This is a genomic window from Bythopirellula superficialaquae (assembly GCF_059632245.1).
This window is the reverse complement of the sequence record NZ_CP197426.1, coordinates 4,588,176-4,609,500: the sequence shown is the minus strand read 5'-3', so window position 1 is coordinate 4,609,500 and position 21,325 is coordinate 4,588,176. Positions and strand designations below refer to the sequence as shown.

Genomic DNA, 21,325 nt, shown 5'->3' with positions numbered 1-21,325 from the left:
CCTCTGAAACTGAGTGCCGTCGCAATATCTATGCCTTGGGTCCACCATGTTTCAAGAGTAAAAGCAGCATGACAACAGGTGTCAGGGCACAAATGCTGTGAGGCAGTTGTGGTGGCATGTGAATCCACGTACCGTCCGATGCATGTACGCTGTCTGGACCAAGAGTTACGTCGGCCTCTCCAGAGAGGAAATGCATGATCGCTGGGGATGAAGCCGTGTGCTCTGAAAGCTCTTGGCCTGCCGCAAAGCCAAACAAGACCGCCTTCAAATGGTCGTCCTGATACACCGTTCGACTGAGCGTTCCATCGTCAGGCGGCACAATCTCGTTACTTAAGTTTGCAATCAACGTATGAAGCATATTCATGACCCAGGCCTTTCTGATTTGACGGCCACGAAGGCAACCGCCGCCAAGTGCTGACTGTATTTTCTGAAAACCCTTCGCATGGCAAGCACTCGTCGCCGCGCCTGACTGTGCGTCATCACATTCCAAACAAAACGTATAGCCCGCAGCAGCCCTTCGTCGCGAATAAGTCGAGCGGGTTCCAGAAGATGCATGGGTGATTTCTCACTCGCAACGACCGTAAACCCAGCCGATTGGAGTACCTCTTCCCACTCTTGAATTGTGAGTGGGCGGACGCCTACGTGGATGTCATCAGACAACTCACGGCATATCGCTTCACGAACCTCGTTGGGCACATCATTAGGTGTAAGGCATAGCTCATGAATGCCGTAACGTCCATTCGGCTTCAAAAGGCGGGCTGCCTCGGCAACGATTTTCGCTTTCACTGAAGGTGGCTGCATGGACAACATGGCTTCACCGTAAACAACAGTTGCCGAAGCGTCCGCAAGTCCAGTCTGTTCCGCAGTTCCTACGACGCAAGCTTGGTTTGGGCCAGAGAGGATTTTCTGCACAACAGCGGCGGCGTCTCGATCTCGTTCGACTGCGGTATAAGAGGCAGGACGACAAGCGAGAGTCAGCTGAGCCGTTACACCGAGGCCTGGCGCAAACTCCACGACATCGTCTGAGTGATTGATGTCCAGTTTTGACAGGAGTCTTTGGGTCAGTTCGCGGCCGCCCGGTCGTAATACTCGCTTCCCCATTCGAGCTAGCAACCAGTGCCCCGGCATCTTTTCTACAGGAGGGTGAAGTTTTGCTACTTGGGCCGAGAGAGTCATGGCTCATTTCCTTTGTGATGATTGCCGCTTACTCGATAATTTCGATACGTCGCAGAGGGGTAAAATGATACTTGTAGACTTCAGCAGTCGATCGACGGTCACTTGATCTAGTGCCTTCTCGGTCTCGGCGTAGACTCGATCAAGTTCCTTGTGAAGCGGACACAATCGCGTATGAGACGGCAGCCCCAAGGGACAATGACGAATTCGTTCTAGAGGCGAAACGGCGTTGACAACATCCAGAATCGTGACCTTCTCCGGAGAGACAGCCAAGGCGTAGCCCCCACCCGGACCGGATTGTGAAGTCACCAATCCTGCCTGCACCAATTCTTGGAGTACTTTGTTTAAATAGCGCCGCGGCACTTTGGTGCGCTCAGCAAGCGCATCAGCCGCTTCACGTTGATCGACGTTAGTCGCTAGCCACACCACGGCACGCAGCGCATATTCAGCAGTCTTTGGCAACATAATGAATCCTCAGTTGACAATATCATTCTATACCTTGACATACAGGAATCAATCTCTATATTTTGACTAGATGGCTTGAACTTATTTTGTCCTATTTGCATCATTCAATCACGTCGTTTGGCTCCAGGCGCTAAGAAGATACATGCTAGCCCCCGAAACATTTGAAATTGCAGACGCAACGCTCCCGGCGATGGGAGAGAGCGTCAAAGCAATCGCGCGCCGCTTTTTTGTTCTAATCTTAGCGGCCTACCCTGAATTCCAATCTTATTTCAATCCGGCGCACCGGCGTTCAGGCAGCCAGAAGAGAGCTTTGTCAGTGCTATCTTTAGCGTTGGAACCAACTCAAGTGAACGACAATGCTGCCAAGCGCAAGCCCTGTTGTCCTCACGCTAGGTTCAACCCTTTTAGGCGAGCATTTCCATGAAGCGACTTTGGCTCCTATTCAGTGTGGTTATCATCCTCTCGTTTAGCGTGCTCGGCTGGATCGGGACTCGCATCTATCAAGAGGCCCCGCCTATTGCCGATAAGGTAGTCACGACAGCCGGCGTGACGGTCGTGGATTCCGGCGTCATTCAAGCAGGACAGAACGTTTGGCAGACATTGGGGGGGATGCAAGTCGGCTCGATCTGGGGCCACGGCAGCTACGTCGCGCCTGACTGGACAGCTGATTGGTTGCATCGCGAAGCAATATTCATTCTCAACCGTTGGTCGAACACTGAGTTTCAATCCGACTTTGAGTCACTCAGCGCCGAGCAACAAGCACAGTTGAGTGGTCGACTAACGACGCTGCTGCGAACCAATACCTACGATCAGGCAACCAAGACGATTGTCATCGACCCACTGCGCGCCGAAGCCTTTGCAGCCAACCTTGCCCATTACTCGGATATTTTTGCGAATGGCAATTCGGACTACGCAATCCCGGCGGGAGCAGTCACCGAAGAAACTCGCTTACAAGCTCTTTCGGCGTTTTTCTTTTGGTCGTCTTGGGCTGCCTCGACGAACCGACCCGACTCCGATGTGAGCTACACAAATAACTGGCCGTATGAGCCCTTAGTCGCCAATCGGGCCACGGGTGACGCGGTTGTTTGGACCGGGGTGAGCATCATCATGCTCCTGGCGGGGATCTCGGCAATGGCGTGGTGGTATGCTTCGCGCCGTGCCGAAAGCGAGGAATCGTTCCCTCCCACCAGCGATCCACTTGAGCTTTGGAAGGCAACGCCTTCGCAACAATCGACCGTCAAATACTTTTGGGTGGTCTCTGCCTTGATCCTATTGCAAATGCTGTTGGGCGTCATCGTGGCACACTACGGGGTTGAAGGGGACGGCTTCTATGGATTTCCCCTTTCGGAGTGGCTTCCCTACAGCGTAGCCCGCACTTGGCACGTTCAAATCGGCTTGTTTTGGATCGCTACGGCTTGGCTCGCGGCTGGCTTGTTCATCGGGCCATTGGTGAGCGAGCAGGAGCCGAAGGGGCAACGACTGGGCGTCAACATACTCTTCGCTGCATTGCTGGTTGTCGTGTTTGGCTCCTTAATCGGTGAGTGGCTCAGCATCCACAACTACCTGTCAGATGCCGTTTCGTTCTATTTGGGTCACCAGGGCTATGAATACGTCGATTTGGGGCGAGTCTGGCAAATTGGCTTGCTGATCGGTTTGCTGCTGTGGTTGTTCCTCATGGTGCGAGTACTCCTGCCGGCATTGCGTAAGCAAGGCGAGCAAAAGCAACTTGTCGCACTACTCGCCGTTGCCTCCACGGCAATTGCGCTCTTCTACGGGGCCGGGCTCACATGGGGCCGACACACGAATCTGTCCATCGTCGAATACTGGCGTTGGTGGGTGGTCCATCTTTGGGTCGAAGGGTTCTTCGAAGTCTTTGCGACGACGGTGATCGCCTTTGTCTTTATGCGGCTGAATCTGATACGGCCCGGGATTGCCGCGGCGGCTGCGTTGCTTTCTGCGACGATTTTTCTGGCGGGCGGTATCATCGGCACTTGTCATCACTTGTATTTTTCAGGTACTCCTCCAGTCGCTCTAGCGTGGGGCTCTGTCTTTAGCGCTTTGGAAGTCGTCCCCTTGGTGCTGGTTGGATTCGACGCGACGGAAGACTTACGGCGATCAAGAACTTCACCTTGGGTACTCCGCTACAAATGGCCTATCTACTTCTTTGTCTCGGTAGCTTTCTGGAACATGGTCGGGGCTGGTTTGTTCGGCTTCATGATTAACCCACCTATTGCTCTCTACTACATGCAGGGACTCAACACGACCCCGCTCCATGGTCACGCCGCACTTTTCGGAGTCTATGGTATGTTGGGAATCGGACTGATGCTTCTCTGCCTGCGGGTGTTGGTGCCGGGCGTTGAATGGAAAGACGGTCTGCTGCGATTTTCGTTTTGGGCACTCAATGGCGGCTTGATGGCCATGTGCCTTCTCAGCTTGCTGCCCGTCGGCCTGATGCAGACCTGGGCGTCCGTGGAACACGGATATTGGTACGCCCGCAGCGCGGAGTTCATGCAATCTACACTGATGCAGAATCTACGCTGGATGCGTGTGCCAGGTGACACGATATTTTTTCTGGGTGCGGTAGCACTTGTCATTTTCGTGGCGGGCTTGAAAACCGGTCACTCCTTTAGGAGATCAGAATAGTGGCCATTTCTCATGCAGCATCGGGTCAAGTCGTTGAGGTACGACCCCTGGACAAATCAATTGCAACGGCAATTACGCATACGATTGTCAAAACCAATGATCTCGAAGTCATTCGAGTCGTACTGCTTGCCGGCAATGAGCTTCCGCCACATGAAGTGCCAGGCGACATCACCGTACAGTGCTTGGAAGGCAAGGTCGAATTTGGCGTTGGCGATTTGATTCGCGAACTGACGGCGGGCGAGTTTCTGTACGTGGAGGGTGGCTGCAAACATTCGCTACGCGCTAAGGAAGATTCATCTCTGCTCGTCACTATTGTGCTGAAGCACAAGACCTGAGTTTATCTGCAGTTATCGCCTGTACTATTTCTTTTCCCATCATAAACGTTAAGCTTCAGCGATTGCAGCTTCTGTCCCAACTCTCGGTGATTTTGGATCGACGGAAAGCAGGTAACCATGGGCGGCATTAAAAAGAACCGCGATAACTATCATGCCGCTGTCGCAGCAGCGAGCGGTGTCGCCGCTACCGTAATACTTGGCAGCCTAATTCTGTTAGGATCTCGGCGGTTGTCTCACTTCGACGCCGCATTGGTGGGTTACACATTTGCCACCTTGTTCGCAACGTTTGGCATCACCTATCGGTATACGATGTGGCTACAGCGCCCGCCGACAGCGTTGTACTGGAAGCGTGGCTGGCAAGTTTTTTTCCACCCGCCATCCTGGCCGCGCAACGTTGTGCTCTGGATCAAGCGCCTCGTCACCGTATTCTTCGCGAACAGCTTTATCTGGAAGCGAGGCCTGGAACGCGGCGCGGCGCATTGGCTAGTGATGTGGGGCTGCCTAGTTGCCTCAGCCATCACCTTTCCGCTCGTGTTCGGCTGGATTCACTTCGAGTTCGCCGGAACGGGGTTTGATGCGTATCGAGCGTTTGTATTTGGCTTTCCGACGTTTTCATTTGGTGTGCATTCGCTCCTGGGTTTTCTGATTTTCCACGGACTGGTATGGGCGTCGTTCTTAGTGATCGCTGGCGTGATGCTCGCCATGCGACGCCGTATGCGGGTACGCGACGCACTCGCGCTACAGCGTTTTGGCGAAGACTTTCTGCCGCTGATCCTGCTGTTTTCCGTGAGTGTCACCGGATTAATGCTCGTCGTGAGTTACGAATGGATGAGCGGATATGCTTATGAATTCCTGTCCATTACGCATGCACTGACGGTAATCATCACGCTGTTGTGGTTGCCGTTTGGGAAGTTATTTCACTTGTTCCAGCGGCCCGCACAACTAGGTGTTCTGTTCTACAAGGATGCCGGGGTTCGCGGTGAGCAGGCCCACTGCGCTCGGTGCCACGAGCCTTACGCATCGCAAATGCAGGTCGACGACTTGATTGAAGTTGAACGTCAATTGGGCTACCGGTATGAGATGCCTAACGGACCTGCTGACCACTACCAGCGAATCTGCCCCCGTTGTCGACGCGTCTCCCTCGCGCTAGCGCAGGGACAACTCTGGAATGCGAAACAGCCTCTTGAAACTTGACGGACGACTACATGGCTCAACAACCCACAAGCACACTTGAGATCATCGAGCAGTTCGGTCCGCATTTGGCGTTCGCCTCAGGAACACGCCTCGATCGCGGCGTTGAGCCGGATAAGCTCGTTAAGACGCATTGTTGTTTTTGCGGGCAGCAGTGCGGCATACAGCTGAAGGTCAAAGACAACGAAGTCATTGGCTTCGAGCCATGGGAGGACTTCCCCTTTAATCGGGGTATGCTTTGTCCGAAGGGTGTCAAACGCTACTTGCAGGGGTCGCATCCCGACCGCCTCATCAGCGCATATCAACGCGATCCGAGCATATCTGGTGGATTTCGTGCGTTACCCTATGAGGAGGCGATCCGAAAGTCGTCGCAGGCTATTGCTCAAATTCAATCGGAACACGGCAACGGTGCCATCGGAGTGCTTAGCGGCGCTAGCCTAACGACAGAGAAGACCTATTTAATGGGCAAATTTGCCCGTGTTTGCCTCAAGACGCCGTTTATCGACTACAACGGACGCTTGTGCATGGTCAGCGCGGGTGCAGCCAATAAGAAGGCCTTCGGCGTCGATCGAGCGGCGAATCCGTGGTCAGATATTGTGGGTGCTGACGTGGTATGGATTAGCGGTGCGAATGTCGCCGAATGTGCACCGATAACCACGAACTATGTTTGGCAGGCCCGAGAGAATGGCGCGAAAATCATCGTTGTTGATCCGCGCATCACGCCACTAGCACGCACTTGTGATCTTTTCCTGCCCGTCAAACCTGGACGCGACGTGGCACTCTTCAACGGCATCCTGCATTTGATGATCGAACACGATTGGCTCGATCATGCCTTCATCGAGCAGCACACTGTCGGATTTGATTCAGTGGCGGCGGCCGTGCAAGCGTGGACTCCAGCCCGTACGGCGGAAGTCACCGGCATCGCTGAGCGCTCGATCCGGCAAGCCGCCGAATGGTGGGGCACAGCAGCCACGAGCTTTTTAATGCACGCGCGAGGGATTGAACATCACACCCATGGTGTGCAGAACGTCTTAGGCGCAATCAACATAGTACTCGCGTCAGGACGCATTGGACGTGAAAACTGTGGCTATGCGACGATCACGGGCCAAGCCAACGGCCAAGGAGGACGAGAGCATGGGCAAAAGTGTGACCAACTTCCAGGCGCCCGCGATTTAGCTAACCCCGAACACCGGGCGCACGTCGCCAAAGTCTGGAATGTCTCGCCCGACGAACTGCCCCCACCGGGAGTGGATGCCTACGAACTGTTCCGCAAGATCGACCGTGGTGAAATTCGTGGACTGCTGTCGATTTGCTTTAACCCCCTCGTTTCATTGCCGGATAATGGTTTCATCGCCCGCATGCTCGAAAAGCTTGAGTTTTACGTGGCCATCGATTTCTTTCTGAATGATACGGCCCGCTACGCGGACATTGTACTGCCAGGTTCTCTGCACGAAGAAGATGAAGGAACTGTCACCCAGATCGAAGGCCGAGTCATCAAGATTAACAAGGCGGTCGATCCTCCCGGCGACGCGCGACAAGACTGGCGGATCATTCAGGATCTAGCCTCAGCGCTTGGGCGACCACACGGCTTCACTTTTCAGAGTCCTCGTGAAATTTTTGAGGAGCTACGACGCGCTAGCCAAGGTGGTATTGCTGATTATTCCGGTATCACGTGGGAAAAGATCGAACAACAAAACGGCGTGTGCTGGCCCTGTCCTACTGAAGACCATTTAGGCACCCCCCGATTATTCGAGCCAAGCTCTGACAATCCCGTTGCCAAAGGGTCAGGGCCGTTCTATTTCCCTGATGGCAAGGCGCGATTCAACGCGGTCGAGTATGCAGCGCCTGCCGAGGTCGTTGACGAAGAGTTCCCCATCATCTTGACGACGGGACGCGTGGTGAGTCAATTTCTTTCCGGTACCCAAACGCGACGTATCGGCCCGTTGGTCGAGCAATATCCGGAGCCGCGTATCGAGATTCATCCGCAATTGGCCGCCAGTCTGAATATCGCCGATGGCGATTGGACGACTGCCACTTCGCGTCGCGGTGAAATCACACTGCGTGCGCAGGTCGTCAAAACAATTCGGCCCGATACTGTCTTCATTCCCTATCATTGGCCAGGGGTCAGAAGCGCCAACCGCCTGACAATTGCGGCCCAGGACCCTATTTCTAAGATCCCTGAGTATAAGGTTTGTGCAGTGCGATTAGCCAAGGCGACCGCCGCGCCCGAGTACGCTACCCAACTGGTATCGAAGCAATAAGGAATTCGTCGGATGCCCGTCGCTCAGGACAAGATTTTCTTCATCGATCCCAACCGATGCATCGGCTGCGAATCGTGCGTGCAGGCATGTTCTGAGTGCGATACGCACAAAGGGCACTCGATGATCCATCTCGAATATGTGAATCGCCGTGAGTCACCGCAAACACTACCGGTCGTTTGCATGCACTGCGATTCGCCGACTTGCGCCGAGGTATGCCCCGCAGATGCCATCAAACGTACGGAGGATGGAGTGGTCCAAACGGCACGCAAGCCGCGCTGCATCGCATGCAATAACTGCGTGCTGGCGTGCCCGTTTGGAGTACCGAAAATGCATACCGATTACGAACTCATGATGAAGTGCGACATGTGCTATGACCGCACGTCGGTGGGAAAAAGACCAATGTGTGCGACCGTCTGCCCGAGCCAGGCCCTCTTTTTCGGGACGCACGAGGAAATCGACCGCCTGCGGCTACGATCGCGCCCGATCAATGAGTTTCGTTTTGGGGCACAAACCATCCACACGAAAGTTCGCATGATGATCCCCCGCGAGGCGACCGTATCGCACATCGACGTGGCGGACGCCATGTTCGAAAGTGAAGAGCACTCTGACGCAGACGATGTCATGCTGGCTGAGGCGTTGTATGAATTGCCAATTATATCAAACTTTTGAGGTTTGCTCTGATGGACGATAAACACTCCCCGTGCACGGCCTTTCCAGATGGTCGACCTGAATCCGAGCAACCGAAATGGCGTCGCGATTTTCCCATCGACCTTGAAGCAGACGAATATGGTGCCCGCCGGGACTTCACCAAGTTTATGGTGCTGACCAGCGCAGCCTTCGCCTGCGGCCAGTTCTGGATCGCCTTGCAAAGCCTATTCCGCGGCCGCAAGATCTCACGCAAACGCATCGCTGCGGTAGCAGACGTGCCCATCGGAGAGGCCATGAGCTTTCACTACCCAACCGACCGCGATCCGTGCTTGCTTATTCGGAAGTCGGAAAACATCTTCCTGGCCTATTCCAGCCTCTGTACTCACTTGATGTGTCCTGTTCGCCCTGATTTAAAACGTAACCAACTGCACTGTCCGTGTCACGAAGGTTTTTTCGACTTGGCCTCCGGCAAACCGACCGCAGGCCCACCGCGTCGACCGCTGCCGAGGATTGAGTTGGTGATCGAACGCGGTGCAGTCTATGCCACGGCCATCGAGGAGCGGTCGTCATGAACGAGCACGATCCGTCGCGTACACGGCGACAACGATTGCCGATCGTCTATGGCATTCTCTGTGTTGTTTTGGTTCTGGTTGCAATGCAGCTATGGCTGCTCACTGCCACAATGAACGCCTATTTAGGTGGCAACAATGCCATCGTTTGGCCAGCCGCAGCAGCGAGTCTTGTTTGTCTATTGCTGAATGCAGGCTTGCTGCGCTACTTGGTATTACTCGATCGATAGTGCAATGAAGGGAGGTCACGTGAGCGAGTCTACCGGCCATGCAAAATCCGACGGACCTTCTTTTTTGCAGAGCATTGCGACGCTCAATCCATCGTACTTCGCCGTGGTAATGGCGACCGGCATCGTATCAACCGCTTGCCTTTTGCTAGACATGCGCTGGTTGGCGCTGCCTTTGTTCTGGCTTAACATCCTGGCCTATGTCATTCTTGTGACACTGACGGGAGCGCGATTGGCCATGTTTCCTCAGGCATTCTTTGCAGACCTGATTGATCACAAGCGAGGAGTCGGTTTTTTTACGATGGTTGCGGCAACCTGCGTTCTAGGAAGCCAGTGTCTGCAAATCGGAGAGGCACGCCTTGTAGCCGTCGTATTGTGGTGCGTCGGATGTATGCTCTGGCTGGTACTGACCTATACCATCTTCACCAGCCTCTCAGTGAAAGAGACTAAGCCGCTGCTCCAGGATGGCATACATGGCGGATGGCTAGTTTCAGTCGTCGCCGCGCAGTCCGTTTCTTTGCTTGGTGGTTTTTTGGCGGAAGGCTTTGGCCCCTATCGAGAGCAGGTCCTGTTCTTCGCCCTGGTGATGTGGTTAGGCGGCGGCATGCTCTACATTTGGATCATCTCACTGATTTTTTATCGTTATACATTTTTTCCGATGAGCCCGGCCGATCTGTCCCCCCCATATTGGATCAACATGGGGGCCATGGCGATTTCGACCGTTGCGGGTACTGTTCTTATTTCAGAAGCCAACAACTCTGCACTCTTGAGCCAGTTACTCCCATTTCTCAAAGGTTTCACGTTATTCTACTGGGCCACCGCAACCTGGTGGATTCCGATGTTGGTAATCTTGGGAGTCTGGCGGCATGTCTACAAGCGATTTCCGCTGCGCTACGATCCACAGTACTGGGGCGTTGTGTTTCCGTTGGGGATGTACACCGTTTGTACTTTCCGACTAGCCCATGCAATCGAATTGCCATTCTTACTGGTTATCCCCAAGTGCGTTGTTTATTTTGCCCTTGCAGCTTGGCTGTTGACGTTCGGTGCAATGCTTTCCGCATTGTTGACTCTTCCGTGGAAACGAGTTTCGTAATCACTCTTATGATGTATGGAAACTTCAACACCAAGTGCTGCCGCATTCAGACGGTTGGCCAATTTGCCAGAGGCCACAGCCATTCGCGCCTCAACGCCGATTTCCGTTGGAGTGTTACCTAGCGCTGGTACACAAATCGCGATCCTTAATGTGGCATCAACTTCTTGATTATGAGACGTCTACAGAAATGAAGGCCACAGCGAATTTCACTCTGACAAACTGCCCGTCGGTGCATTTTCGTGGGGCTCAGCGAATTCTGCAATAATTCAGCCTGGCTGTATCTTTTACTTTAATGAAGCGTTGGCGACAGATGCGCCACGACGGGATCCGCAAGGCTGCGCTGTGCCGGATAGCTACCGACCGAAAAACGCGAGATTCTTGGAGCACCTGAAGCCTCTTCAGGGAGCTTTGGAGTCCTATTGTCGGCGAAGCGTTTTTCGGGCGGCCGGGGTTGAGGACATTTTACAGAATGCTCTCATGAAGGCATTTCGAGACTTCGACCGTTTTGCGGAAGGAACGTGCTTTCGCGCCTGGATATTCAAATATCTGACTCTGGAAATCCTTGCCGGAAATCGCGACATCGTCCGACAGACGCACGAAGTGTTGGCCACGGAAACGGTATCGCACGGGACAGATATATTGCGATTCGAGGAGTTGCACCCGCGCAAACTTGCCGACGCACCTGAGGTTGCGCTTGAACACTGTGACGACGCGCTCGCCGCCGCAGTGTGGGACCTGCGCCCGCTGGAGCGGTCGAGCCTGCTGCTGCATGCGATCGGCGAATTCAAGTATCGGGAAATTGCGGAAATTCTTGAGTTGCCAATTGGCACTGTCATGAGTCACTTGTCGCGGGCTCGCAAGCAACTGCGGGAACGACTTGGCGAGTGGTCAAAAGAGCACAATGTTGTCCGTCAGCGAGAGCCGGGAAGCGCGTGAAGGCGAGCGTCGGCGCGTAGCGCGTCAACCCGATGGAGAATGAAATGAACTGCGCAACCGCACAAGAGCATTGGGAACTGTACCACGATTCCGAAGGGGATGCCCAGCTCTATCTAGAGATCAACGACCATTTGGCGCGGTGTGCCTCGTGCCAGGAATGGTTTGAGCGCCAGCGGTCGTTTGAGGCGTCACTGCTAGCTCGGCTGCGCGGGGATTCGCGGTCTGACGATATGTGGACGCGTCTTGAAGATCAGCTTTGCAAAACAACGTCGGCGACTTCACGCACTTGGTCGTCGCTGCTGCGATACGTCGCAGTCGCCGCCAGTATCGTACTTATGGGCGTGCTCTGGAGATTCGCTGGAGATGCACATTCCAGGGAGTCGAACCTGACGCGCCTTGTATCGGTTTGTCACGAGCGGTTGGTCGGTGGCAGCGACCCCTTGCAGTTCGAGAGTGAGTCGGACTTGGCGGTGGAAGCGTACTTGAAGAATCGCGTGAGTTTCCCGGTTCGCTGCCCGCCCCGGCAAAACGCCGGATTCGCGGTGCGTGGCGGCGGCGTCTGCACCATGGGTGACGCGCCTGCCGCTTATGTTCACGGCCTCGTGGAAGCTGAGAAGGTTTCTGTCTTTATCTTGCCACGTGAGCGAATTGCCGAGTTCGGACTCGACGAGGACGCCCTTCAGCATTCGCGAGTGGTGCATCAGCGAGTCGGCGAATTCGAGGTGGTATTCGCAGCGGTCGACCAAAACATTGTCGTTGTTGTTGGACAGCAGAGTTCCATGCGATTGGAAAGAGTGGTGCGGGCCTACGGGACGTATCCGGAGACCCCAGCCCAGGATGCTGCCTGACGACTAGAGTCGTCGCCAACAACAATTGAGTCATTAGGATTTGAGACGGACGCCAGCATGGATGTACTTCAGCGACTCGTATCCACCCGTCTTCTCACTCTGGGAATTATCTTGGCGTGGAGCCAGCCATCCTTCGCTGACCCAGTGACAGACCACTACCCCGAAGCAGCTCAGTCAGGCTGCATGAAGTGCCATGCCGGGATTGAACTCATTCGCGAGCCCGGTTCCGAGATGCTTCGACAAATCATGGAACGTGGCCGCGAGCAAGGCGACCCGGCCGGCTGCATCGTCTGCCACAACGGCGACCCCACAGTCACCGACGACAAGGAGAAGGCCCACGGAGGAGACTTTTATCCCGCTCCAGCTAGCCCGTGGGTGAACGAAAAGACATGCGGACAGTGTCATGAAGACCACGTCCGCGTCCAGTGGCACAGCCTCATGATGACCGAAGCTGGAAAAATACAGGGAACCGCTTGGGCTTTTGGTTCACCCGAAGGCTACAAGCACCGCTGGGCGAACTACGCCGTCAAGAATCCTGACGACCCTCACGCCCGGCTCGGCACTGATGCCTACCGCGCCTATATGGAGGAACTCAAACGAATCGAACCGAACGTTTTCGTTGATCATCACGATCCGCTCCCCGAAGCACTCAAGGCAGATGAACTGGCCAGGCTCAAGGATGACCCTAGCTTGGCGGCCTTCACTTATATCCGACAGGAGTGCCAACGCTGTCACCACGCTGTAAAAGGTCGCCAAGAGCGGGGCGACTATCGCGGTATCGGCTGCGCTTCGTGCCATACCCCCTACAGCAACGAGGGATTCTATGAAGGGGGCGACCCGTCGATTCCGCGTGATGAACCAGGGCATATGCTCGTGCATTCAATTCAGGGTACCCGCAAAGCGAAGGTTACGGTCCACGATACGACTTACAGCGGCATCCCGGTGGAGACATGTACGACTTGCCACGATCGTGGCAAGCGAATCGGAGTTTCGTTCCAAGGCTTGATGGAGTCGCCGTATGCGTCGCCATACGCGGCTGACGGCGGGAATCAGCCGGAATTGCACACCAAACACTACCTCGCGATGGAGCAAGACATTCACTATCAGAAGGGAATGACCTGCCAGGACTGCCATACATCACTCGACGTGCATAGCGACGGGTTTCTGGCAGCGGCCAATTTGGCGGCGGTACAGATTGAATGCTCGGACTGCCACGGCACACCTGACAAGTATCCTTGGGAACTCCCGTTGGGTTTCATGGACGAGTTTGACGTCTCGCCTGCCGATGGCGCCGCGCGAGGTGTGACTCAGGAGCAATTGCCGTTTACGTCACAAGGTTCCGCTGTTGATGTTCGAGACGGATATCTGCTCACTGCACGGGGCAATCCCTATGAAAACGTGGTCCGAGATGGAGATGGAATCATTGTCCACACGGCAGCCGGCAAAGACATTCGGATGAAGCCGCTGAAAAAGCTCTTTGAGGAAAAAAAGGTATCGCTCCAAGGGGTGGTTGCCATGCAAGGAGTCGCGAGCCACATGAATCGCATGGAGTGCTACACCTGTCACGCGAGCTGGACGCCGCAATGCTACGGGTGTCATGTGAAGATCGATTTTTCACAAAAGGACAAGTGCCCCGAGTGCCAAGACTCACTCCAGGCCTTTGACTGGGTCGCCGCCGGCCGCAAACATCAGGAGGAGAACCATCGCGCGGATCGTGGCGAGGCTGGGTACGATACGATCATCCCCGGCAAGGTCTCCGAACAGCGATCCTATACCCGCTGGGAAGAGCCGGTCCTGGGAGTCAACGGCGAAGGGCGTGTTTCGCCGCTGGCGCCTGGCTGTCAAGTGGCCGTCACGGTCATTGGGGAAGATGGCAAGCCCATCATCCTCAATCACATCTTCCGCACGCAAGCCGACAGCGAAGGCGCTGGCGACGAAGGACAATTGTCGATCGACATGAGTCCGACACAGCCGCACACCATCACAAAGAACGCGCGGACCTGCGAATCGTGCCACGCTACGTCCAAAGCCCTTGGTCTCGGCATCGGCTCGACGAGACCATGGGACGAGCAGCATTATGTCGACCTTGAGACGGTCGATGGCAAGATTCTTTCGAATCAAGCACGACCGCAAATGGAGCCGATCGACGGGCTCAACCATGATTGGTCGCAAATTGTTGATGAGTCAGGTAACCAGCTGGCGACGGTGGGCCATCACTTCCAACTATCGCGAGCATTCAACGCCAAGGAAATTGCCCTCATCAAGCGGGAGGGAACCTGCCTCGCCTGTCACCAGGAAATTCCCAAGGAATCGCTAGCCGTCAGCTTCTTGCAACATGTCGCCAAGTATACCGGACAACTTCCCGAAACGACCGACGAACACAACGCACTACTCCACAAAATCCTGCTTACCAGTGCCTGGGCGCAACTCGTGGCCGTGACTCTAGGAGCGACTGCCATCATTGCGTTCTGGAAGTGGCGGAGAAGTAAGCGGCGAGGCGGAGCTTGACAAGACAACAGGAAAGCTCAGCTGCTGGATTTTTTCGCGACGCCGACTAAGGTCGGCATTAGCAAGCGCAGCTAGACTGGGCTTCATTAAGCACTTAGCCAATGTCGAACCGATATTTCGCATCTAGCACTGGCGACGAGGACGCCCTTCCCGAATCGCTATACCGCCGATGTTGGCACAATTCTGAGAGAGTCCCTCTCGCGGTTCACACGGCCTGAGATGCCCGCTCACAGAGTGCAGGGCAAGGCGGATGACGTTAACTCTTGCATCTTCGAGGGAACGACGGGGCATGGAGAAGCGGACTGCGCCGTCTGCATAAGTCGTGGCAATGACACCATGGCTTTCCAAATGGTCTCGTAGGTCTTCTCCTTGTCCAAAGATGGATATCGGCGGCCGCAACATAAGAATCCCTGAACCCAACGTCGATGATCGGCGGATTGGTCGCCACCCAGCATCTTCAGCCACTGTACTGATGCACTCTGCATTCTTCAATTGAATAGACATGATCTTACTACGAAGCCGGGACGGATAGGCATCCAACGCGGCCCCGTGGGCCGACAGCAAGGCAGAGAGATTCACGGTTTCCGTGATCCCGTCCAATTCGGAGTTTTCAAGTTGCGCGGTAAACTTCAAGAGCGGATCGTCGATCGAACCAACCTTTGCCAGTTCCTGCACGGTGGTTTCGATCATCTCCTTCGACCGACGTAGCCCATAGATGGCGACACCGAGTGGATAGAGGCTGCGGAGCCATTTGTGCGTACCGGCGACGTAAAAGTCACAATCCATCTCCGTGAACCGACCGTTGCCGTGGGCAAGGTGTTGCGCTCCGTCGACTGCAAAGAACCTCAGTTCATTCGAAGCTCGTACGGAATGGGCTATGTGCCCCAGGGGAAGTTGCACGCCATCGTGACTGATGGCAGGCAGAAATAGCCCAGACGCGCCAGAAACGCGAAATGCCTTTGTAACGGCATCGACTATCAACGCTTCGCTACAATTGTTCTCTGCGAGATGCCGAAGAGATACTTGGACGACGTGACGATTGAGCTTGCGGGCGACGTCGCACAGAATCTCGTGATACCGAGGCCAACCCAGGTCGGCCGTCAGAATCGTCGCGCAATTCCTGCAAAGTAAATGCGCCGCCAATAGCATGTGAGAGTGCGAACGACTTGCCAACATGATCGTTGCTTGTTTATTGGCGCCGGCAATTTCACCAAGCCGGCGCTTGAGATGCCCCACCCCATGCCAGCGAGCAAGGCTAGGAAATCTCTGCCGCAGTTTCGTCGGCCAGAGTCGCCCGCCGTTCGTCAGCAAGTCGCGAAGCGACGAGGGGCACCCTCTCTCAGCAGCAAAGCGTAGATAGTCGGCCTGGATCGCCATCGCTGTGGGCGAAATTCTGCCCATCCTCGCAGTGTCGAGGTACAAGGGCGAAGGCATAGTTTTGTCTGATCACCACTAAGAGAAGTAGATGCTCGTATGTACAGTATTTTAAACCGGTTTCTCCTCCGTGTCTAGCAGGGTCCGGAGTGGAGTCGCGTGCAATTGCAAGCGACGCCACCGGTCGTTGGCCAGCTGCACCGCCTCTCGCTTGAATTCCAGTTGGAACTCCAGCGTGCGGCATTGGTCGTCCAGAATCTGTGTGCCTACTGCCAAGTCGCCGTAAATTCCAAAGTCGCGCGGCAAGTCGGGCTCCGACTCCACGTCCGCTTCGAGGCACAGCATGACCCAGACACCATGGTTGTGCTGGTCTATAATCCAGGCGAGTACGCTGTCGCTCGGTAGAAGCTGATCAGCAGGCCATAGTTCTCGTGGCAGGATGACAACGCGCTCGACAATGATTCCCCGATTGATGGCGTCATAGTTGTCTCGCATGCTTTGTCGGCCCGGCGTATCTTGCCAATAGTTCGCACACTTGACCCATGCCACCGAGCGGTAAGTCCGTAACTTGTCAGATTGTAGGAGGTCGCGATAAGCAGTTCGCCACGACTCGGTTTCGCGAAAGGAAATCGTTCCCCGCGCAATCTGTTCGAGTTCGCCTGCCACAGACAGCAATTTCGTTGCGGCTGCCGACCGCAGCACGGATTCTGTCTGCTCAGTGAGCGCTAGAAAACCGTTGCCAATTCGGCGAAACTCGCGGGCCAAGTCGGGCTCGTTTTCTAGCGCGTCGACGACGCGACCCATGGCGCTCAGTTCCGCTCGGTTTGCGTCTCGCTGTGCCTGTTCGTCGAGCCATGCTACGAGAAGGCCCGCCAGAGTAGAGACCAAGACACCAAGAATTGCGATCTGCGCCGCTAAGGGTGTCACCACTGAGGCCACGCCAACAATTACAGATCCCAGCAACGATGTCGCCAAGAACTTGGGATTGGAGAACGGGCTTTGAAGACGAGTCATGCTTGAGACGCTATCGCATTTTTTACAGGTTCGCAATCGGGATAGCGTGTGGCAACGATATTGGCCAAATGGCTAGAGATTATTCCTGGGAATGGTGCGCCGCCAGGTCAACGCACACCAGTTCTTTATCGTTTCTTGCGAACATACACTTCTCGGCAAACGCCGGACACGACCAGACAACTTTGCGACCAAAGGCCTCGTTGGTAGGCTCCAGAACATGAAACCGCCCCAGCTCGGAGTAAGCCTCACGTGACAACTGGGCGAGAATCAAATCCCCCAGCTCGTTGAACAGCAAGAAGCGGTCTTCGTGCTTGATCAGAAATGCCGTGGCGTGCCGCGAACGCCTCTCGCTTCCATTGGTGGGCTGTGTCGTCTGCCACAGCCGTGTGCCATCCGTCATGTCGGCGGCAATGAGCGCCCCCGTTTCGACATCGCAGCCGTAGATAACCCCATCTTCGAGGAACGGCGTGCTATTGGAACAGTAAACGCTGTTTTTGGCTTCCCCGCGCCAGACAACCTCGGCTTTTGGCTCTCTGTCGTCCAGCTTAATCAGAGCCGAAGTGTTTCCCATGCCACTCGTGTATAACAAGCCTCCCAATTTCCGCGGTCCCATGATCGACATGCCCGCGGCGGGCTCCAACGGAATGGACCAGTAAACAGCTCCGGTAAGGGGATCGAGGCTATTGAGAGAAACCGGATGCCAGATAAGTAGCTGCTTGGTACCGCCATGGGTGATGATGGTCGGCGTACCGTACCCAGGCTCAGGGGCGGAGAGTGCCGTCCAAACCTCTTTGCCGGTCAGTTTGTCGAGCGCAACACAGACCGTGCCCTCACCCCCGGCGAGGGTATAGACCAAGTCCCCCTCCACCAAGGGATGGGACGCGTATCCCCAGATAGGCGTGGCGGTCTTGTAAGCGGCTGGCAGTGACTTTTCCCAAACGAGCTTTCCCGAGGTCGCATCTAGGCAGGTAAGTTTGCCCTCAGCGCCGAGCGCGTAGACTTTGCCATCGACAACCGTCGGGGTGCAACGCGGACCACCGGCGTACGAGATACTGTAAGGCTGGTCATAGGAGTGCTCCCACAGCAGCTTGCCCGTATCCACCGCAAAACAGAGGATTCGCTCCTTTCCGGTGAGCTTGGTAACGCCGCCGGGATTGTTCGCCAGTTCTCCTGACTCTACCAGGTAGTCCATGACATAGACCTGTCCAGCCGCGACTGCTGGACCACTATAGCCGTAGCCAACGGGGACGCGCCATTTGACGGGCAGACCCTCGGGCGGAATCGACGTAATAATCCCTGACTCTCGGTACACGGCATCCCGCTCAGGGCCGAGCCATTGGGGCCAATCATCGCCCCGCGCGAGTGAAACAAGAACGGCGACTAGGACGAACGCGTTAAGCACCGGCTGCATGTGTTGAGCTCCCCACCAAGTTGACATCTGGATCGTAAGATACTTTAAGGCTCGGTCAAAGCAAAGTAGCCCGCCGATGCAGATAGTTACAAATTCAAGTTCCGCAGTCTGAGTGCATTGACTATGACGCTCACCGAACTCAGGCTCATTGCGGCAGCGGCAATCATTGGGTTTAAGAGTAGCCCCATTACCGGATAAAGAATCCCGGCAGCCACAGGAACACCTAAGACGTTGTAGACAAAGGCGAAGAAAAGGTTTTGCCGAATGTTCTTCATCGTCGCCTCGCTCAACCGACGACTGCGCGTGATGGCCCTCAAGTCACCCTTGACCAGTGTAATCCCTGCGCTTTCCATCGCTACGTCTGTTCCCGTGCCCATCGCGATACCAACGTGTGCTTCAGCAAGTGCCGGAGCGTCATTGATGCCGTCACCCGCCATAGCGACGATGCGGCCCTCAGATTTCAGTCTTTTTATAACTTTCACCTTTTGCTCAGGCAACACTTCAGCCTCTACACTCTCGATACCAAGTTTCATTGCCACCGCGTTAGCTGTTGTGCGGCTGTCACCGGTTAGCATGACGACTTCAATTCCCTCATCTTTAAGCATTCGCAAAGCTTCGGCAGTCGTTTCCTTAATGGGATCAGCCACGCCTAAGAGCCCAGTCAACTTGCCGTCAACCGTCATGAACATGACTGTTTGGCCTTGGCTTCGTAGGTCTTCCGCTAGTTTGAATGAATCTTCAACATTGACCTCCTGATTCTCAATCAATTGACGATTGCCGATCGCAACTTTCTTGCCATCAATGGTACCTGTCACTCCCTTCCCAGTGATCGATTGAAAGTCGCTAACATCTGCCAATTTTAGCCCCCGATCGATAGCCCCCTTGGCGATGGCAGCTGCCAGCGGATGCTCACTCGCCCGTTCTAAACTGCCTGCGAAGCGCAATACTTCGAGATCCGTAAAACCTGCCTGCGGGAGAACAGTGACTAGTCGAGGCTTTCCTTCCGTCAGAGTACCAGTTTTGTCGACGACCAACGTATTAACTTTTTCCATGACCTCCAGCACCTCGGCATTTTTCACGAGGATGCCCGCCGCAGCACCGCGACCTACTCCGACCATGATTGACATTGGCGTGGCAAGTCCCAGCGCACACGGACAAGCAATGATCAAGACGGCCACGGCATTGATGAGTGCATAGGCATAACGAGGCTCTGGACCAAAAATTGCCCAAAGTACAAAGGTCAACACGGCCGCGAGCAGTACCGCCGGTACAAAGTATCCGGCCACGGCATCCGCCAGACGTTGAATCGGAGCGCGACTACGTTGGGCTTCGGCTACCATTCTTACGATTTGCGACAGCACGGTATCACTGCCAACTTTTTCCGCCTGCATGACAAAGCCGCCCGCACCGTTGACGGTTGCTCCGATCAACTTGTCACCGACAGCTTTTTCGACGGGAACCGGCTCACCTGAAATCATCGACTCATCGACAAAGCTATTACCTTCTACCACGATTCCGTCCACGGGCACTTTTTCACCTGGCCGCACACGGAGTCTGTCACCCGTTTGCACCTGCTCCAGTGAGACATCCTCGTCCGTTCCATCGGCCCTCACTAGGCGGGCAGTCTTCGGCGAAAGTCCCAGGAGTGTGCGAATAGCAGCCCCCGTCTGACTGCGAGCACGCAGTTCCAACACTTGGCCTAATAAGACTAGGGTGGTAATGACCGCAGCTGCTTCAAAATAGAGGTCGACGCCGCCGTGTCCTGAGCGAAAAGAAGCTGGAAACACTTCGGGGAAAAAGGTAGCAATCGTGCTGTGAATGTAGGCTGTCGCAGTTCCAATTCCGATCAGCGTGAACATATTTGGCGAGCGATTCAGGACCGACTGCCACAACCGGACGAAAAAAGGCCATCCTCCCCACAATACGACGGGCGTCGCTAATGCAAATTCGACGTAGGCAAGTGTGCTCGGGTCAAACCAGTGAGCAAACTGCTCGGCGAAGACCATCCGTGACATCGCTAACAGAAATAAAGGAATTGTTAGCAGAGCACTCACCCAAAACCGGCGAGTCATGTCGGCTAGTTCAGGATTGGACTCCTCAGCGATGACGGTTCGTGGCTCCAGTGCCATGCCACACTTAGGACAGCTTCCCGGCTTGTCGCTGACAATTTCCAGGTGCATCGGACAGGTGTATTCGATACGCTCGGCAGGAGTAGCGGGAGCTTCCGGTTCCAAAGCCATGCCGCATTTAGGACAACTGCCCAGCCCCACTTGTCGCACTTCGGGGTGCATCGGACAAATGTAAACGGTATCCGCAGCGTGTGTGGTCAACGAGATTTCGTGAACTTGCTGCTGCCCGCCACAGCAACTGCTTTTCCCACCGCAGCAGCTCTCGTCCGCGACTTTTACGGCTGTTTTGGCAAGGAACTTTTCAGGAGATGCACGAAATCGTTCTCCGCAGTGTTTGCTGCAAAAGAAGTAGGTCGTATCACCAATATCCGCTTGGTCTGCCGCCTTGCCTGTTTCGACGGTCATTCCGCAAACGGGATCAATTGTCTTAGCCATTTTCGTTCTCCTATGACGTTTCCAATACACCAAGGGATACGAAGAGTGTTTCAAACTATTACACT

18 protein-coding genes are annotated in these 21,325 nt (G+C 55.0%); 11 read left to right on the top strand and 7 right to left on the bottom strand.

What is annotated here, in order from left to right:
- Nucleotides 1-28: 28 nt before the first annotated feature.
- From SH678x_RS19070 to SH678x_RS19060, 3 genes are read right to left on the bottom strand one after another with little or no spacing between them, the layout of a single operon-like run.
- On the bottom strand, nucleotides 29-364 hold the full coding sequence (locus SH678x_RS19070) for a cupin domain-containing protein (protein WP_496920043.1): 336 nt from the start codon (nucleotides 362-364) through the stop codon (nucleotides 29-31).
- Nucleotides 361-1,176 carry a class I SAM-dependent methyltransferase gene (locus SH678x_RS19065; RefSeq protein WP_496920042.1) on the bottom strand — a complete coding sequence of 272 codons (816 nt, stop codon included), beginning with the start codon at nucleotides 1,174-1,176 and terminating at the stop codon, nucleotides 361-363. The genes SH678x_RS19070 and SH678x_RS19065 overlap by 4 nt, the downstream gene beginning before the upstream one ends.
- Before the next feature lie 3 nt (nucleotides 1,177-1,179).
- On the bottom strand, nucleotides 1,180-1,638 hold the full coding sequence (locus SH678x_RS19060; protein WP_496920041.1) for an Rrf2 family transcriptional regulator: 459 nt from the start codon (nucleotides 1,636-1,638) through the stop codon (nucleotides 1,180-1,182).
- A gap of 420 nt (nucleotides 1,639-2,058) precedes the next feature.
- Here SH678x_RS19060 and SH678x_RS19055 point away from each other — a divergent pair, with 420 nt between their 5' ends.
- From SH678x_RS19055 to SH678x_RS19005, 11 genes are all read left to right on the top strand, one after another.
- Nucleotides 2,059-4,281, top strand: coding sequence for a nitric-oxide reductase large subunit (locus SH678x_RS19055; RefSeq protein WP_496920040.1), 2,223 nt, complete (start codon nucleotides 2,059-2,061; stop codon nucleotides 4,279-4,281).
- Nucleotides 4,281-4,616 carry a cupin domain-containing protein gene (locus SH678x_RS19050; protein WP_496920039.1) on the top strand — a complete coding sequence of 112 codons (336 nt, stop codon included), beginning with the start codon at nucleotides 4,281-4,283 and terminating at the stop codon, nucleotides 4,614-4,616. Before SH678x_RS19055 ends, SH678x_RS19050 begins: the two co-directional genes overlap by 1 nt.
- A gap of 117 nt (nucleotides 4,617-4,733) precedes the next feature.
- Nucleotides 4,734-5,810, top strand: a complete 1,077-nt coding sequence (locus SH678x_RS19045) for a hypothetical protein (RefSeq protein WP_496920038.1) — start codon at nucleotides 4,734-4,736, stop codon at nucleotides 5,808-5,810.
- Between the two features lie 11 nt (nucleotides 5,811-5,821).
- Nucleotides 5,822-8,068, top strand: a complete 2,247-nt coding sequence (locus tag SH678x_RS19040) for a molybdopterin oxidoreductase family protein (RefSeq protein ID WP_496920037.1) — start codon at nucleotides 5,822-5,824, stop codon at nucleotides 8,066-8,068.
- Between the two features lie 12 nt (nucleotides 8,069-8,080).
- Nucleotides 8,081-8,737: a 4Fe-4S dicluster domain-containing protein gene (locus SH678x_RS19035; RefSeq protein ID WP_496920036.1), complete on the top strand. Its 657-nt coding sequence runs from the start codon at nucleotides 8,081-8,083 to the stop codon at nucleotides 8,735-8,737.
- Nucleotides 8,738-8,748: 11 nt separating this feature from the next.
- The gene (locus SH678x_RS19030; protein WP_496920035.1) at nucleotides 8,749-9,288 is read left to right on the top strand and encodes a QcrA and Rieske domain-containing protein; all 540 of its coding nucleotides are present in this window, start codon (nucleotides 8,749-8,751) and stop codon (nucleotides 9,286-9,288) included.
- Entirely contained in the window at nucleotides 9,285-9,515 is a 231-nt protein-coding gene (locus SH678x_RS19025) for a DUF6755 family protein (protein ID WP_496920034.1), read from the top strand. Before SH678x_RS19030 ends, SH678x_RS19025 begins: the two co-directional genes overlap by 4 nt.
- A 19-nt stretch (nucleotides 9,516-9,534) precedes the next feature.
- Nucleotides 9,535-10,605: a tellurite resistance/C4-dicarboxylate transporter family protein gene (locus tag SH678x_RS19020; RefSeq protein ID WP_496920033.1), complete on the top strand. Its 1,071-nt coding sequence runs from the start codon at nucleotides 9,535-9,537 to the stop codon at nucleotides 10,603-10,605.
- 342 nt (nucleotides 10,606-10,947) lie between these two features.
- Nucleotides 10,948-11,541: an RNA polymerase sigma factor gene (locus SH678x_RS19015; RefSeq protein ID WP_496920032.1), complete on the top strand. Its 594-nt coding sequence runs from the start codon at nucleotides 10,948-10,950 to the stop codon at nucleotides 11,539-11,541.
- Nucleotides 11,542-11,585: 44 nt separating this feature from the next.
- The gene (locus SH678x_RS19010) at nucleotides 11,586-12,389 is read left to right on the top strand and encodes an anti-sigma factor (RefSeq protein ID WP_496920031.1); all 804 of its coding nucleotides are present in this window, start codon (nucleotides 11,586-11,588) and stop codon (nucleotides 12,387-12,389) included.
- A gap of 57 nt (nucleotides 12,390-12,446) precedes the next feature.
- Nucleotides 12,447-14,897: a multiheme c-type cytochrome gene (locus SH678x_RS19005; protein ID WP_496920030.1), complete on the top strand. Its 2,451-nt coding sequence runs from the start codon at nucleotides 12,447-12,449 to the stop codon at nucleotides 14,895-14,897.
- A 123-nt stretch (nucleotides 14,898-15,020) separates the two neighbouring features.
- Here SH678x_RS19005 and SH678x_RS19000 read toward each other — a convergent pair whose 3' ends face one another.
- The 4 genes from SH678x_RS19000 to SH678x_RS18985 all read right to left on the bottom strand — a co-directional run bounded on the left by SH678x_RS19000 (nucleotide 15,021) and on the right by SH678x_RS18985 (nucleotide 21,260).
- Entirely contained in the window at nucleotides 15,021-16,298 is a 1,278-nt protein-coding gene (locus SH678x_RS19000; protein WP_496920029.1) for an aminotransferase class V-fold PLP-dependent enzyme, read from the bottom strand.
- 84 nt (nucleotides 16,299-16,382) lie between these two features.
- Nucleotides 16,383-17,285: a hypothetical protein gene (locus SH678x_RS18995; protein ID WP_496920028.1), complete on the bottom strand. Its 903-nt coding sequence runs from the start codon at nucleotides 17,283-17,285 to the stop codon at nucleotides 16,383-16,385.
- Between the two features lie 79 nt (nucleotides 17,286-17,364).
- A complete protein-coding gene (locus tag SH678x_RS18990) occupies nucleotides 17,365-18,696 on the bottom strand; it encodes a PQQ-binding-like beta-propeller repeat protein (protein ID WP_496920027.1) in 1,332 nt (443 codons plus the stop codon).
- A gap of 86 nt (nucleotides 18,697-18,782) precedes the next feature.
- Entirely contained in the window at nucleotides 18,783-21,260 is a 2,478-nt protein-coding gene (locus SH678x_RS18985; RefSeq protein WP_496920026.1) for a heavy metal translocating P-type ATPase, read from the bottom strand.
- Nucleotides 21,261-21,325: the final 65 nt, after the last annotated feature.

What these genes read in the sequence shown, in the direction of transcription:
- SH678x_RS19070 (WP_496920043.1), bottom strand. Translation starts at nt 364, where the DNA reads ATGAATATGCTTCATACGTTGATTGCAAACTTAAGTAACGAGATTGTG.
- SH678x_RS19065 (WP_496920042.1), bottom strand. Translation starts at nt 1,176, where the DNA reads ATGACTCTCTCGGCCCAAGTAGCAAAACTTCACCCTCCTGTAGAAAAG.
- SH678x_RS19060 (WP_496920041.1), bottom strand. Translation starts at nt 1,638, where the DNA reads ATGTTGCCAAAGACTGCTGAATATGCGCTGCGTGCCGTGGTGTGGCTA.
- SH678x_RS19055 (WP_496920040.1), top strand. Translation starts at nt 2,059, where the DNA reads ATGAAGCGACTTTGGCTCCTATTCAGTGTGGTTATCATCCTCTCGTTT.
- SH678x_RS19045 (WP_496920038.1), top strand. Translation starts at nt 4,734, where the DNA reads ATGGGCGGCATTAAAAAGAACCGCGATAACTATCATGCCGCTGTCGCA.
- SH678x_RS19040 (WP_496920037.1), top strand. Translation starts at nt 5,822, where the DNA reads ATGGCTCAACAACCCACAAGCACACTTGAGATCATCGAGCAGTTCGGT.
- SH678x_RS19035 (WP_496920036.1), top strand. Translation starts at nt 8,081, where the DNA reads ATGCCCGTCGCTCAGGACAAGATTTTCTTCATCGATCCCAACCGATGC.
- SH678x_RS19030 (WP_496920035.1), top strand. Translation starts at nt 8,749, where the DNA reads ATGGACGATAAACACTCCCCGTGCACGGCCTTTCCAGATGGTCGACCT.
- SH678x_RS19025 (WP_496920034.1), top strand. Translation starts at nt 9,285, where the DNA reads ATGAACGAGCACGATCCGTCGCGTACACGGCGACAACGATTGCCGATC.
- SH678x_RS19010 (WP_496920031.1), top strand. Translation starts at nt 11,586, where the DNA reads ATGAACTGCGCAACCGCACAAGAGCATTGGGAACTGTACCACGATTCC.
- SH678x_RS19005 (WP_496920030.1), top strand. Translation starts at nt 12,447, where the DNA reads ATGGATGTACTTCAGCGACTCGTATCCACCCGTCTTCTCACTCTGGGA.
- SH678x_RS19000 (WP_496920029.1), bottom strand. Translation starts at nt 16,298, where the DNA reads ATGGGCAGAATTTCGCCCACAGCGATGGCGATCCAGGCCGACTATCTA.
- SH678x_RS18995 (WP_496920028.1), bottom strand. Translation starts at nt 17,285, where the DNA reads ATGACTCGTCTTCAAAGCCCGTTCTCCAATCCCAAGTTCTTGGCGACA.
- SH678x_RS18990 (WP_496920027.1), bottom strand. Translation starts at nt 18,696, where the DNA reads ATGCAGCCGGTGCTTAACGCGTTCGTCCTAGTCGCCGTTCTTGTTTCA.
- SH678x_RS18985 (WP_496920026.1), bottom strand. Translation starts at nt 21,260, where the DNA reads ATGGCTAAGACAATTGATCCCGTTTGCGGAATGACCGTCGAAACAGGC.